Annotated in this window: 17 protein-coding genes; 10 read left to right on the top strand and 7 right to left on the bottom strand. The window is 68.7% G+C overall.

Going from position 1 to position 13,179, the window contains the following annotated elements; genetic code table 11:
• Positions 1 to 3: 3 nt before the first annotated feature.
• Together ACYVIO_RS25845 and ACYVIO_RS25840 are read right to left on the bottom strand one after the other, a co-directional pair.
• Positions 4 to 1,335 carry a M20/M25/M40 family metallo-hydrolase gene (locus ACYVIO_RS25845; RefSeq protein WP_460653461.1) on the bottom strand — a complete coding sequence of 444 codons (1,332 nt, stop codon included), beginning with the start codon at positions 1,333 to 1,335 and terminating at the stop codon, positions 4 to 6.
• A gap of 31 nt (positions 1,336 to 1,366) precedes the next feature.
• A complete protein-coding gene (locus ACYVIO_RS25840) occupies positions 1,367 to 1,507 on the bottom strand; it encodes a hypothetical protein (RefSeq protein ID WP_460653460.1) in 141 nt (46 codons plus the stop codon).
• 98 nt (positions 1,508 to 1,605) lie between these two features.
• Between ACYVIO_RS25840 and ACYVIO_RS25835 the strand changes: the two genes are divergently transcribed.
• On the top strand, positions 1,606 to 2,367 hold the full coding sequence (locus ACYVIO_RS25835; protein ID WP_460653459.1) for a carbonic anhydrase family protein: 762 nt from the start codon (positions 1,606 to 1,608) through the stop codon (positions 2,365 to 2,367).
• Positions 2,368 to 2,427: 60 nt separating this feature from the next.
• Here ACYVIO_RS25835 and ACYVIO_RS25830 read toward each other — a convergent pair whose 3' ends face one another.
• Positions 2,428 to 2,823 (bottom strand): DUF5997 family protein, encoded by a 396-nt coding sequence (locus tag ACYVIO_RS25830; protein WP_460653458.1) that lies wholly within the window; start codon positions 2,821 to 2,823, stop codon positions 2,428 to 2,430.
• Between the two features lie 58 nt (positions 2,824 to 2,881).
• Between ACYVIO_RS25830 and ACYVIO_RS25825 the strand changes: the two genes are divergently transcribed.
• The gene (locus ACYVIO_RS25825; RefSeq protein WP_460653457.1) at positions 2,882 to 3,619 is read left to right on the top strand and encodes a LysR family substrate-binding domain-containing protein; all 738 of its coding nucleotides are present in this window, start codon (positions 2,882 to 2,884) and stop codon (positions 3,617 to 3,619) included.
• 14 nt (positions 3,620 to 3,633) lie between these two features.
• Here the strand turns inward: ACYVIO_RS25825 and ACYVIO_RS25820 are convergent, their stop codons facing one another.
• Positions 3,634 to 4,830, bottom strand: coding sequence for an ROK family protein (locus tag ACYVIO_RS25820; protein WP_460653456.1), 1,197 nt, complete (start codon positions 4,828 to 4,830; stop codon positions 3,634 to 3,636).
• A gap of 115 nt (positions 4,831 to 4,945) precedes the next feature.
• Between ACYVIO_RS25820 and ACYVIO_RS25815 the strand changes: the two genes are divergently transcribed.
• Genes ACYVIO_RS25815 through ACYVIO_RS25785 form a run of 7 tightly spaced genes read left to right on the top strand, consistent with a single transcriptional unit; the run spans position 4,946 to position 11,681 of the window.
• Positions 4,946 to 6,331 carry an ABC transporter substrate-binding protein gene (locus ACYVIO_RS25815; RefSeq protein ID WP_460653455.1) on the top strand — a complete coding sequence of 462 codons (1,386 nt, stop codon included), beginning with the start codon at positions 4,946 to 4,948 and terminating at the stop codon, positions 6,329 to 6,331.
• Between the two features lies 1 nt (position 6,332).
• The gene (locus ACYVIO_RS25810) at positions 6,333 to 7,244 is read left to right on the top strand and encodes a carbohydrate ABC transporter permease (protein ID WP_460653454.1); all 912 of its coding nucleotides are present in this window, start codon (positions 6,333 to 6,335) and stop codon (positions 7,242 to 7,244) included.
• Entirely contained in the window at positions 7,241 to 8,134 is an 894-nt protein-coding gene (locus ACYVIO_RS25805) for a carbohydrate ABC transporter permease (RefSeq protein WP_460653453.1), read from the top strand. Before ACYVIO_RS25810 ends, ACYVIO_RS25805 begins: the two co-directional genes overlap by 4 nt.
• 1 nt (position 8,135) lies before the next feature.
• Positions 8,136 to 8,453, top strand: a complete 318-nt coding sequence (locus tag ACYVIO_RS25800; protein ID WP_460653452.1) for an EthD family reductase — start codon at positions 8,136 to 8,138, stop codon at positions 8,451 to 8,453.
• Entirely contained in the window at positions 8,450 to 9,532 is a 1,083-nt protein-coding gene (locus ACYVIO_RS25795; protein WP_460653451.1) for a Gfo/Idh/MocA family protein, read from the top strand. The genes ACYVIO_RS25800 and ACYVIO_RS25795 overlap by 4 nt, the downstream gene beginning before the upstream one ends.
• Complete coding sequence (locus ACYVIO_RS25790; RefSeq protein ID WP_460653450.1) at positions 9,532 to 10,854, top strand: Tm-1-like ATP-binding domain-containing protein; 1,323 nt, start codon at positions 9,532 to 9,534, stop codon at positions 10,852 to 10,854. The genes ACYVIO_RS25795 and ACYVIO_RS25790 overlap by 1 nt, the downstream gene beginning before the upstream one ends.
• On the top strand, positions 10,851 to 11,681 hold the full coding sequence (locus ACYVIO_RS25785) for a phosphoenolpyruvate hydrolase family protein (RefSeq protein WP_460653449.1): 831 nt from the start codon (positions 10,851 to 10,853) through the stop codon (positions 11,679 to 11,681). Before ACYVIO_RS25790 ends, ACYVIO_RS25785 begins: the two co-directional genes overlap by 4 nt.
• A 102-nt stretch (positions 11,682 to 11,783) precedes the next feature.
• Here the strand turns inward: ACYVIO_RS25785 and ACYVIO_RS25780 are convergent, their stop codons facing one another.
• Positions 11,784 to 12,077: a DUF4287 domain-containing protein gene (locus tag ACYVIO_RS25780; protein WP_460653448.1), complete on the bottom strand. Its 294-nt coding sequence runs from the start codon at positions 12,075 to 12,077 to the stop codon at positions 11,784 to 11,786.
• On the opposite strand from ACYVIO_RS25780, the gene ACYVIO_RS25775 reads away from it, so the two are divergent.
• Positions 12,076 to 12,507 carry a MaoC/PaaZ C-terminal domain-containing protein gene (locus tag ACYVIO_RS25775; RefSeq protein ID WP_460653447.1) on the top strand — a complete coding sequence of 144 codons (432 nt, stop codon included), beginning with the start codon at positions 12,076 to 12,078 and terminating at the stop codon, positions 12,505 to 12,507. The two genes, ACYVIO_RS25780 and ACYVIO_RS25775, sit on opposite strands and share 2 nt — an antisense overlap.
• On the opposite strand, the gene ACYVIO_RS25770 is transcribed toward ACYVIO_RS25775, so the two are convergent.
• Both ACYVIO_RS25770 and ACYVIO_RS25765 read right to left on the bottom strand, forming a co-directional pair.
• Positions 12,504 to 12,710 (bottom strand): helix-turn-helix domain-containing protein, encoded by a 207-nt coding sequence (locus ACYVIO_RS25770; protein WP_460653446.1) that lies wholly within the window; start codon positions 12,708 to 12,710, stop codon positions 12,504 to 12,506. The two genes, ACYVIO_RS25775 and ACYVIO_RS25770, sit on opposite strands and share 4 nt — an antisense overlap.
• On the bottom strand, positions 12,710 to 13,174 hold the full coding sequence (locus tag ACYVIO_RS25765) for a DUF2975 domain-containing protein (RefSeq protein ID WP_460653569.1): 465 nt from the start codon (positions 13,172 to 13,174) through the stop codon (positions 12,710 to 12,712). Before ACYVIO_RS25765 ends, ACYVIO_RS25770 begins: the two co-directional genes overlap by 1 nt.
• Positions 13,175 to 13,179 lie beyond the last annotated feature (5 nt).

Below are 13,179 nucleotides of genomic sequence, written 5' to 3'. Positions count from 1 at the left end.
TACTCAGGCCTCCGTCAAAAACCGGTCCAGCACCCGCGACCCGAACTCCAGCGACGTAGTCGGCACACGCTCGTCGATCCCGTGGAACATCCCCATGAAATCCAGGTCCGGCGGCAGCTGCAGCGGAACGAACCCGAAGCACCGGATCCCCAACCGCGACCACGACTTGGCGTCCGTGCCGCCCGACATCAGCAGCGGAGCAGTGCGCGACTGCGGGTCCTCGGCGGCCAGGCACGACTTCATCGCCTCAACGAGCCCGCCGCTGAACTCCGTCTCCAGCGCGATGTCCTCGATCACCGTCTCGCGCTGGATCTTGTCGCCGAGCAGTTCGTCGATGGTCGCGAAGAACTCGTCCTCGTACCCGGGCAGGAACCGCCCGTCGATGTGCGCCTCGGCGTCACCCGGGATCACGTTCACCTTGTAGCCGGCGTTCAGCATCGTCGGGTTGGCCGTGTTGCGGATCGTCGCGCCGAACATCCGGCTGAACGTGCCGAGCTTCGACAGCACCCCGTTCCGGTCCTCCGGGTCCAGCTCGGTCCCGAGCAGGTCCTCCAGCGTCTTCAGGAACTCCCGCACGGTCGGCGTGATGCGCAGCGGCCACTCGTGGTCGCCGATCCGCGTCACCGCGCGGGCCAGTTCGGTGACCGCGTTGTCGTCGTTGATCATCGACCCGTGGCCCGCGGTCCCGCGCGCCTTGAGCCGCATCCAGTTCATGCCCTTCTCGGCCGTCTCGATCAGGTACAGCCGCAGGTCGTCCTGCACGGTGATCGAGAACCCGCCGACCTCCCCGATCCCCTCGGTGCAGTCCGCGACGGTGTCCGGGTGGTTGTTGATCAACCACTGCGCGCCGTACAGGCCGCCGGCCTCTTCATCAGCCGTGAACACCAGCCGCACCGGCCGGCGCGGCTTCACGCCCGCCCGCTGCCGCGCGCGCACGACCGACAGCACCATCGCGTCGAAGTCCTTCATGTCGACCGCGCCGCGTCCCCACACGCACCCGTCGAAGATCTCCCCCGCGAACGGGTCGACCTTCCAGTCCTTCGGATCAGCCGGTACGACGTCCAGGTGCCCGTGCACGAGCAGCGGGTCCGCCGACTGGTCCTCCCCCTCCCAGTGCGCCACGAGCGTCGCCCGCCCAGGCTCCGACTCGTAGATCGTCGACTCGATCCCCACCTCGTCGAGCTTCGCCGCGACGTACTCCGCGGCCCCCCGCTCCCCGTTGCTCTTCCCGTTCCCGTAGTTCGTGGTGTCGAACCGAATCAGCTCGCTACAGAGGTCCACCACCTCAGCCTCAGGCCGGTACGACGTGCTCTCGGGGGTCGTCGGAGAAGTCATGGCCCCATCCTGCCCCACAGCGTCGACTGGTCTACAGCCACCTGCGCGGCCCGGCGTCCCGCACGAACAGGCACACGTCGTCCGCCAACTCCTCGGCCAGCCCCGCCTGGGTGTCCTCCGACCACCCGTCCCACCCGCGGATCCGGACAGGCGGAAAGTCGCCGTCTTCCACACCCTCCGTGGTGGTTGGCCTACGCCGCGCGCATACTGCGAGACGGCCCGGTTGAGGACCGGGCCGTCTTCCTGTTCCCGCCCGAATACGGAGTTCCTGTGTCCCTGCCTGTGTCCCGTCGCGCCCTGTTGCTCGGCGTTCCCGCGACCGCCGCCGTCCTGGCGTCGCCCTCTCTGCTCACCAGCGCCTCCGCGCAGACCCCGCACCAGAGCCCGATCGACATCCGGACCGGTCACGCCGTTACCAGCCCGGGGCTGCCGGGGCTGCACGTCCACTACCCGAGCTCGCTCGCCCTCAAGATCCGGTACGAGAGCCGCGACGCCGGTCAGCCCGGTGGCTGCGAGCACCGGACCGCGGAGGAGACGATCCTCGCCGAGATCCCGGCCGGCGCGGCCTGGGTGACGGTCGGCGGCGTCCGCTACGACCTGGTGAACTTCCACTTCCACACCCGGTCCGAGCACCGACTCAACGGCCACCAGTACGCGCTCGAGCAGCACTTCGTGCACAGCGGCCCGAACGGCGAGAAGCTGGTGGTCGCCCTGTTCATCACCACCGGCGGTCACGGCGGCACCCTGCAGGACAAGGTGCTGGCGACGGTCCCGGAGGAGTGCGACGAAGAGGTCGACCTCGGACCCGTGAACCTCGCGGCGGCGCTGCCGCACGACCTGTCGACGTACCGGTACGACGGTTCGCTGACCACCGCGCCGTACTCCGAGCCGGTCTCGTGGCTGGTGCTCGCCCACCACCGCGAGATCCTCCCGGTCTCGCTGAACCACTTCCAGAGCCGCTTCCCCGACGGCGACAGCCGCGCCCCGCAGCCGCTGAACGGCCGCACGGTCAAGTACCGCCCCCAGCACTGAGCTGAGACAAAAGTGGGCGGGCCGCACGAAGGCCCGCCCACTCAGAAGAACCGCGCTGGATCAGGCCTGGGACCGCTCGGCCTTCTCCGCCTTCTCGGCCTTCAGTTCGGCGGCCTCGCGCTGGACCTCGGCGTGGGTGTTGCGCTCGCGGCGCAGCCACTCCGGGAACTCGTCCTTCAGGGCCTCGATCTCGTCCGTGGTCAGCGGGTCCATCACGCCGGCGCGGGCGAGGCCGGAGATGGACACGCCGAGCTTGGCGGCGACCACCGGGCGCGGGTGCGGGCCGGTACTGCGCAGTTCGCGCAGCCACTCCGGCGGGTCGGCCTGCAGGGCGTTGAGCTCGTCGCGCGAGACGACGCCTTCCTGGAACTCGGCGGGGGTCAGGTCGAGCAGCACACCGAGCTTCTTCGCCGCAGTCGCGGGCTTCATCGTTTGTGGGGATTTCTGCGACGTCATACGGCCAGGGTATCGAGGGTTGACCGGGTCCCCGACCACCGGCGGATAGCCTGGCCCGGTGACCGACCTCAACACCCCCGCTTCGTTCCGGCTCGCGTACGTCCCCGGCGTCACGCCGGCCAAGTGGGTCCGGATCTGGAAGGAACGCCTTCCCCGGGTCACGCTGACGCTCGTCACGGTCACCGCCGCGGAGGCGGCGGACGTCGTACGGGCGGGTGAGGCGGACGCCGGGCTGGTCCGCCTGCCGATCGACCGGACCGGGCTGAGCGCGATCCCGCTCTACACCGAGACCACGGTCGTCGTCGTACCGAAGGACCACCTGGTCACCGCGGCCGAGGAGGTCACGGCCGCCGATCTGGCCGACGACTTCATCCTGTACCCGCAGGACGACACGCTCACCTGGACCGACCGGCCGGGTGAGGCGGCAACGATCGTGCCCGCGACGACCGCCGAGGCGATCGAACTGGTTGCCGCGGGCGTCGGTCTGCTCGTCGTACCGCAGTCGCTGGCCCGCCTGCACCACCGCAAGGACCTCACCTACCGGCCGTACGTCGACGCGCCGGAGTCGAGCGTCGTCCTGACCTGGCCCGAGGGCGAGCCCAGCGAACTGATGGAACAGTTCATCGGTATCGTCCGCGGCCGGACGGTCAACAGCACCCGTACGCCGCAGCGCTCGGAGAAGCGGACCGCCGCCCAGAAGACCGCCGACAAGAAGGCCCGGAAGGCCGCGCCGGCGAAGAAGGGCGCGCCCGCGAAGAAGGCCGCGGCCCCGCGCCGCGGCAAACCCCGCCGCTAGCTCGCCGGGAGATCTCAGCCGAGGCTGGCGTGCAGGTAGCTGTCCACTGCCTCCGGCCGGAGCGCGTGCTCGACGACCATCATCGCGGCGCCGTACAGGCCCGCGTCGCCACCCATCACGGCCGGCTCGATCCGGACCTTGCCCGCCGGACCCGGCTGCGCCGAACGCGCGATGCTCTCCCGGATCCCCGCGATCAGCTGCTCCTCGGCCTCGGCCAGGTATCCCCACAGGCTGATCACCGCCGGGTTCAGCAGGTTGACCACCCCGGCGAGCACCTCGCCGATGTCGCGACCAGCCATCCGTACGGCGTGACCGGCGTCGACGTCACCGGCCTTGGCCAGTGCGGCGACGGCCCGCGCGTTCGGTGCGTCGATTCCCTTCTCCCGCAGGCGACGTGCCAGCGCGCCACCGCTCGCGACAGCATTCAGGCAGCCGACGTTGCCGCAGCTGCACGGCACCTCGGAGTCGCCGACGCGGGTGTGCCCGATCTCGCCAGCCATCCCGGACTCGCCCTGAACGACGTGGCCGTTGATCACCAGGCCACAGCCGATCACCGTGCCGACCTTCACGCTGACCAGCACTTCCGGCGCGTCGTCGCGGGCGCACAACTCGCCGAAGGCCAGCAGGTTCACGTCGTGGTCGACGAAGACCGGCACCGGCAACCACTCGGCCAGTACCGCTTGGACCACCTCGTCGGACCACGGCGTCTCGCTCGGATGCCCGGCCAGCTCCACCCTGGCCGGCAGGCCGAAGCCGATGCCGTGCACCTGCGCGCGGTCCTCACCGAGCCGGACCAGCGCCTGGTCGAACCCTTCGGTCACCAACCGCAGGACGTGCTGCGGACCGTCGGCCAGATCGATGTCGATCATCTCGCTGCTGAGGATCTCGCCGGCCAGGTCGGTGACCGCCAGCCGGATGCCTGAGATGCCCAACTGCGCGGCCAACGTCGTACCGGCTCCGGGGTTGAAGACGAGAGTCGAGGCCGGGCGGCCGCGCGAGCCGGTCACCTGTTCCGTCGACGTACTCAGCAACTGTGAGGCGAGCAGCAGTTCGACACGGTCGTTGACCGTCGAGCGGGCCAGGCCGAGCTGATCAGCGAGCTGACCGGTCGTGGTCGCCTGGCCGCGGCGCACGAGGTCGAGGATCTCGCCCGAGCGGCTGATCCGCGAGGCCGGCGGCCGCCGTACGGAGCGGTACTCCTGCGTGGTCATCCCGGATTCTCCCGCGGTGTCGGCATCCTGATTATTTATCACTGTACTCGACATCTTTATGTTGACGGTCGACATTATTGGTCCTACGCTCGCCGAAACGACCCGAGGAGCAGCAATGATCGGACAGACCCGACTCAGCAGGAGACAGCTCTTCAGGACCGGCGGCGCGGCCGCTCTCGCCGCCGGTCTGGGATCCACCGCGCTGGCCGGCTGCGGCGACGGGGCCGGCGGCAGCGGCGGCGGGTCCGACCTGACCTTCATGTACTGGGGATCGGCCTTCGAGAAGAAGGCGATCGACGACATGCTCAAGAAGTACGCCGGGGAGCACGACGGCGCGAGCGTGAAGCCGATGTTCGTCCCGGTCTCCAACTACCCGACCAAGGTGTCCAGCCTGGTCGCCGCCAACACTCCCCCGGACCTGGGCTACCTCGGCACCGGCCAGATGTACGACCTGGCCGACAAGGGCCTGATCCTCAACCTGTTCCCGTACCTGGACAAATACCCGGACCTCAAGGACCGGTTGCCGAGCAGCTACTTCTGGTACGGCAAGGACAAGCTCGCCGCGAACCAGCTCGCCATGGGCGTCCAGATCCTCTACTACAACACCGACGCCTTCAGCGCGGCCGGACTCGACCCGGCACCTTTCACGGTCGGTACGGCGTGGAGCTGGGACGACTTCGTCCAGGCCGCCGACAAGCTGACCCTGGACCAGAACGGCAAGCACCCGTCGGAGGACGGGTTCGACGCGGGCAAGGTCAAGCAGTTCGGCACCATCGCTCCCGCCGGCGGCGCGGCGCTGTACAGCCTGCTGCGCTCGAACGGCGGCGACATGGTCAACGAGGACGGGACGAAGTTCGCGCTCGACTCGGCCGCGTCGGTCGACGTACTGAAGAAGATCCAGGACCTCATCTACGTGCACCGGGTGGCGCCGTCGCCGGCGCAGCTGGGCAAGAACGCGCCGACCACGTCGGTGCAGCTGCAGACCAAGCGGGTCGGCATGATCATCGACGGCAACTGGACGCTGCTCGACCTGATGGAGTCCAAGGTCCCGTTCGGCGTCGGCGTCCTGCCGAAGTTCCAGGAACCGCTGACGATGACGGGCGGCGCGGCCGGCGCGATCTTCGCCAAGACCAAGCAGCCGGAGGAGGCGATCGAGCTCTACCTCTACTACAACGATCCCGAGCACGTGGACCTGTTCAAGGACGGTCTGTGGGCGCCGCTGCAGAAGAAGTACTACACGGACCAGGCCGAGATCGACAAGTGGGTGCTGAAGGACAAGTACCCGGCCAACTTCCAGACCGCGGTGGTCGAACCGACGCTCAAGAACGGCGTCACCGACTGGGGTCAGCAGATCAAGAACGCCGACCGGATCCACCAGGTGCTCGACCCGGCGCTGGAGCAGATCAGTCTGAACAAGGGCGCGCCGGTCGACATCGTGAAGGCGCTCAAACCGAAGATGCAGCCGCTGCTGCAGGGCAAGTGGCCCACCCAGGAGCTGTGACGTGGCGGGCCCTCTGAAGAAGCCCAGCCCTTTGAAGACAGAAGGCCGCTGGGGTGTGCTGCTGGCGCTGCCCGCGATCATCGGCTTCGTCGCGTTCACGCTGGCACCGATGATCGCCTCGCTGGTGATCAGTCTGACCGACTGGACCATCGGCGGAAAGCCGAGCTTCGTCGGACTGGCCAACTACAAGCGGATGTTCACCGCCGACGACAGCTTCTACAAGTCGCTGTGGGCAACGCTCTACTACACGCTCGGCGCCGTACCGCTGCTGCTGATCGTCGCCTTCGCGGTCGCGCTGCTGCTCAACCAGCCGGTCCGCGGCCAGGCCGTGTTCCGGGTGATCTACTACCTGCCCGCGATCGTGCCGATCGTGGCCAACTCGATGCTGTGGATCTGGCTGTTCAACCCCGACTTCGGGCTGCTCAACACGATGACCGAGAAGGCCGGGCTGCCGCGCTCGCAGTGGATCTTCGACGAGTCGACGGCGATCCCCTCACTGATCCTGATGTCGGTCTGGGGGTTCGGCAACGTCGCTGTCATCTTCCTGGCGGGACTGCAGGGCGTGCCGCGCCAGCTGTACGAAGCGATCTCGGTCGACGGCGGCGGGACGTGGCGCAAGTTCCGCCACATCACGCTGCCGATGATGACGCCGACGATCTTCTACAGCCTCGTCACCGGCGTGATCGGCGCGCTGCAGGTCTTCGTCCAGGCCGCGGTGATGACCGAGGGCGGGCCGAACGACTCGACGCTGTTCTACATCTACTACCTGTACCGGACCGCGTTCACCAACAACGAGATGGGCTACGCCAGCGCGCTGGCCTGGGTCCTGTTCCTGGTGATCATGGCCGTCACCGTCGTGCTGTTCCGCAACTCCAGCCGATGGGTCTACTACGAGGCGGGGAGCACCCGATGACCGCAGTACTGGACAAGCCGGCCGTCGCGACCGACGTACCGGCTCCGCGTGGACCGCTCGCGCCGCGCGGGCTCGGCAAGAAGATCCTCGTCTACGCACTGCTCGTGGCGGGCGCGATCCCGACGTTGCTGCCGCTGATCTGGCTGGTCCGCTCGGCGTTGATGAACAGCGGCCAGATCTTCGTCTCGCCGCCGCAGTGGATTCCGAAACCGTTTGCCTGGGACAACTTCACCGGCGCGCTCACCCAGGTGCCGTTCGCCCGCTACTTCCTGAACACGCTCATCATCGAGGCCGGCGTCCTGATCGGCACGCTGCTGTCCTGCTCGCTGGCCGCGTTCTCGTTCGCCCGGCTGCGCTGGAAGCACAAGAACCTGGTCTTCGGCCTGCTGATGTCCGGAGTGATGCTCCCGTACGCCGTGACGCTGATCCCGACCTTCCTGTTCTGGCAGAAGATCGGGATGGTGAACACCTACGTGCCGCTGGTGCTGCCGTCGTTCTTCGGGACCGCGGTGTTCAACATCTTCCTGCTCCGCCAGTTCTTCCTGTCGATCACGTACGAGCTGGACGAGTCGGCCTACATCGACGGCGCCTCACCGTTCCAGGTCTACTGGCGGATCATCCTGCCGCTGTCGAAACCCGCGCTGGCCGTCGTCGGCGTGTTCACCTTCCTCGGCGTCTGGAACGACTACCTCGGACCCCTGATCTACCTGAACGACTCCGACAAGTACACGCTCGCGATGGGCCTGGCCTCGTTCCAGGGCACGTACACGGCACAGTGGGGCTACCTGATGGCCGCGGCCGCCGTCGTGCTGCTGCCGATCGTCCTGCTGTTCGCCTTCGCTCAGAAGTACTTCGTCGAGGGCATCGCGCTGACCGGACTGAAGGGCTGACATGTACAAGGTGACCGTGCTCTACGGAACCCCGGACGACGCCGGGGCGTTCGACCGGTACTACGACGACAAGCACATCCCGATCGCCCAGCGGATGGTGGGCCTGCAGCGCTGGACGATCTGCCGGTTCGACCCGGCGCCGGACGGCACTCCCCCGGCGTACCACTACCAGGCCGAGCTCTACACCGACTGCCGCGCCGATCTGGAACTGGTCCTGGAGTCGCAGGCCGGCCAGGAGGCGAACGCCGACCTGGACAACTTCGCCACCGGCGGCGCGGTCTTCCTGTTCGGCGAGGAGCGGGAGGTACCGGTCCGATGAGCATCGACGTGATCGTGGTCGGCCTCGGGTTCGGTGCCGACTTCGTCCCGATCTACCAGGCCCACGAGTCGGTCGGCCGCGTCGCCGTGGTCGACAGCGATCCGGCCCGTACGGCGGCTGTCGCGGACCGCCTCGGGATCGCGGACCGGTTCGACAGTCTCGAGGAGGCGCTGGCCGCGCCCGACTGGGACGCCGTCCACCTGCTGACGCCGGTCGCGCTGCACGCCGGGCAGGTGCAGCAGGTGCTGAAGTCGGGGCGGCACTGCGCGTCGGCGGTGCCGATGGCAACGACTCTGGAGGATCTCGACCTGCTGATCGCGGCCCAGGAAGGGGCCGGGCGCAATTACATGATGATGGAGACCGCGGTGTACTCCCGCGAGTACTTCCACGCGCGGTCCCTGCTCGATGCGGGCCGGCTCGGGCGATTGAGCTACTTCCGGGGTGAGCATCTGCAGAACCTCGACGGCTTCCCGCCGTACTGGCTGGGGTATCCGCCCATGCACTACGTCACGCACGCGCTCTCGCCCGCACTCGCGCTGGCCGGCTCGCGGGTGGAGTCGGTGCGCTGTCTCGGGTCGAGCCCGCTGACACCGGATCGCATCGGTGTCGCGGGGCCTGGCTACGGGACGGAGGCCGCGCTCTTCCAGCTCTCCGGCGACCTGGTGGCCAACGTGACGATGTCCTTCTTCCAGCTCGGCCGGAGTTACCTCGAGGGCTTCTCCGTGTACGGCGACGAGGGTGCGCTGGAATGGCCGCAGCTCGAGGGCGGGCCGATGAAGGAGTTCGCGATGCGGCCGCTGGAGGCAGGGCGGCGTGGACGAGCGGTCGACGAGCGCGACGTACGGCCTGAGGGTGCGCCGGAGCTGCTGCCTGAGTCGTTGCGGTCGTTCACCGCCGGCGGGCATGGCGGGTCACATCCGCATCTGGTGCACGAGTTCGTGTCCAGCATCGTCGAGGAGCGGCGGCCGCGGGTCGACGCGCGGACCGCGGCGACCTGGACCGCGCCGGGGATCTGCGCCCATCAGTCAGCGCTGCAGGGCGGGGCCGAGGTGCTCGTGCCGGACTACGGGGTCAGTTGATGCCTGCGATCGCGCTGATCGGCGCGCTCGACACGAAGGCGTCCGAGTACGCGTTCCTGCGTGACCGGATCAGCGAGCTGGGCGCTTCGTCGGTCCTGATCGACGTCGGTGTCCTGGGCGAGCCGGGGCTCGATGCCCTCGGCAAGGCGACGGCCGCGGGCTCGACCTCCGGCGGGTCGCCAGGCGGTGCGCCGAGCGGCCGGGCCGCCGCAGGCCAGGCGGCGGTCGGCCGGGCCCGCTCCCTCACCATCACACGGCAGACGGTCGCTCGCGCCGGAGGCGATGAGCTGGACCAGTTGCGCCGCGTCGGCGATCGGAACGCGGCAATGACCGTGATGGGTCGGGGCGCTGCGGTCGTGGTGCTCGAACTGGTTGCTCGGGGTGAGGTCGACGCCGTCCTTGCCGTGGGCGGCTCCAACGCGGCGTACGTGATGGCCGAGGTCAGCGCGGCGCTTCCGCTCGGGCTTCCCAAGGTGCTGGTCTCGACGATCGCCGCCGGCGACACCACGGCGTACGTCCGCGAAGCCGACCTGACGTTGATGTACCCGGTCGTCGACATCAACGGACTCAACCGCCTGAGTCGTCCGGTCCTCGCGAACGCGGCCGCGGCCTGTGTCGGGATGGCGGCGACGCCGCGCCAGTCGGCCGAGGACGGCGCATTGGTTGCCGTGAGCATGTTCGGCGTGACGACGGTCTGCGGGAGCGCGGTCGTCGGTGGCCTGGACGAGCGTGGAATCGAGGCGGTGACCTTCCACTGCACGGGAGTCGGCGGGCGGACATTGGAGTCGCTGGTCCGCACTGGCGGCGTACAGGCTGTGGCCGATCTGACGACGACCGAGCTGGCCGACGAACTGGTCGGCGGAGTGTGTTCGGCCGGCGCGCAGCGCTTGACGGCGGCCGCGAGCGCCGGCGTACCGCAGGTGGTGAGTGTCGGTGCGCTCGACATGGTCAACTTCTACGGGCCCGAACGAGTCCCCTCGCACCTTCGTGATCGGCAGCTGATCCCGCACAACCCAGCCGTGACACTGATGCGCACGAGCGCCGACGAGTGCGCGGAGCTGGGCCGGCGGATCGCTTCCAGGATCAACCCGTCCACCGGGCCGGTCGCCGTGCTCTTCCCGCACCAAGGGCTGTCGCAGCTATCGGTGCCCGGTGCGCCGTTCCACGACCCGGCCGCCGACCACGCCCTCTACGCGAATCTCCGCGCCGCGCTGCGGCCGGACATCGTCGTGCACGACTTCGACACCGACATCAACGACCCCACGGTGTCCGCCGCCGCGGTGGACCTGCTGGCCACCTGGCTGGAGAAGGAGACGAGATGAACACTCTGTCCCGCGCCGAACTGCTGGCCGGATTCCGCCGCAAGGTCGCCGAGGGCCGCCCGATCATCGGCGGCGGCGCCGGTACCGGGCTGTCCGCGAAGTGCGCCGAGGAGGCCGGGCTCGACTTCGTCGTGATCTACAACTCCGGCCGGTACCGGATGGCCGGCCGCAGCTCGATGGCCGGCCTGATGCCGTACGGCGACGCGAACGCGATCGTGATGGAGATGGGCTCGGAGGTGCTGCCGCTGACCAAGCAGCTCCCGGTGATGGCCGGGGTCTGCGGGTCGGACCCGTTCCGGGACATCCCGCGGTTCCTCGACAAGGTCCAGGAGGCCGGGTTCGCCGGGGTGCAGAACTACCCGACGGTCTGCCTGTTCGACGGCATCATCCGCGCGAACCTGGAGGAGACCGGGCTCGGCTTCTACACCGAGGTCGCGATGGTCGCCGCCGCCCGCGAACGCGACCTGATCACGCTGGCCTACGTGCACGACGAGGCCGAGGCGACCGCGATGACCGAGGCCGGCGCCGACATCCTGGTCCCGCACATGGGCCTGACCACGTCCGGCATGATCGGCGCGCAGAGCAGCCTCACCCTCGACGAGTCCGTCGAACTCGTCACCCGCCTGCGCGACGCGATCTTCGCCGTGAACCCCGACGCGATGGTGATCTGCCACGGCGGCCCGATCGCCACCCCCGACGACGCCCGCCACGTCCTGGCGAAGGTCGAAGGCATCGTCGGCTTCCTCGGCGCCAGCAGCATGGAACGCCTCCCCACCGAGGTCGCCATGGTCAACCACATGACCAGCTTCCACGAAATCCGCAACTGACCGAGCTGTACGGCGCCCGGCGGCGCCCTCCACCCGGGGGCGCCGCCACCACAGCACGCCCGCGAAGCGTGGCGTTCCGGGCGAGCACCCTCCCCCTCCCCCTCAGCCGAGGGGGTTGGTGGCCTTGCCGTCCAGCCAGAGCTCGTTGCTCGCGTCGCGGTGGACGCCGGTGGTCCCCACGTGCTTGTCGCTGATCGTCGTGCCGTTCTTCACCACGTGCAGGAACGCCATCGCGTGCCCCCGCCCCACGCCGTATTCGTCCTTCAACCACTCCGCCAACGGCCCGATCTTCGTCTCCGGCCCCTCGATCCCCTTCGCCCGAGCGACCTCCAGCAGCTCCCGCGGGGTCATCCCGGTCTTCTCCTCGATCTTGTCCAGGTACGCCTGAAAAGACATGCTCCAGCCTTTCGTCGAAATCGATCCTCACCCCTGCGTCGGACAACCCAACCCGAGATCGACATCAGTCCTCAAGAAACTTTTCGGGCGGGCCAACGCAGTCCTTCCACGTCGATCCGGAGGCGGCCCGTTCCACGGGCTGATCGCGAGCGGCTGGCACACGGCGAGCCTGATGATGCGGCTGTACGCCAAGCACTATCTCTCGCACGTCGCCAGCCTCGGCGGCCCCGGCGTCGACGAGCTGCGGTGGTTGGTCCCGGTCCGGCCAGGCGACCAGCTGCGGTTGCGTACGACGGTGCTCGAGGCCCGGCTGTCCCGGTCGAAGCCGGATCGCGGGCTGGTGCGCACGCTGGCTGAGCTGCTCAACCAGGACGACGTCGTCGTACTGCGGGTCGAGGCGCTGAACTTCCTCGCCGTACGGGTGAGCTAGTCCTCGACCCACTCCAGCAGGTCGCCGGGCTGGCATTCCAGGACGCGGCACATCGCCTCGAGGGTGCTGAAGCGGACCGCCTTGGCGCGGCCGTTCTTGAGGACGGCGACGTTCGCCGGAGTCAGGCCGACCAGCTCCGCGAACTCGCCGACGCCCATCTTGCGTTTGGCGAGCTCGACGTCGATCCGGACCACGATCGGCATCAGATCACCGCCTCCATGTCGGTCTGCAGCGTGGTCGCCTGGCGCAGCAGCGCGCGCATCACGACCATCAGCAGCAGTACGACGCCGCCCGCGAGCACGAGCCCGATCAGCAGGATCGGCAGGCCGGGGTCGTCGGCGCGCAGCGACAGGTAGATCGTCATCCCGAGCAGCAACACCCAGCCGGCGACCATCGCGACGAGGATCACGTTGACCCAGGCGAACGCCTTCTCGCTGAAGATCCGGTCGGCCTTCACCAGCGTCAGCAGCCGCCAGATGCAGACGATCACGACCTGGACGCAGACCACCTCCAGGATCGAGAACACGGTCAGCGGCCAGCGCAGGTCGGCGCCGTCGCCCTTCAGCTGCCCGAACTGCCCGGGCAGGCTCACCACCTGCGCGAACACCAGCCCCACGAACAGCAGCACGAGAAACACCCTGAGCGGCACCACGACCCGATCCATCATCTGCA

This window comes from Kribbella endophytica, assembly GCF_054781295.1.
The sequence above is the reverse complement of the archived record's forward strand: the minus strand, read 5'-3'. Positions and strand labels throughout refer to the sequence as shown.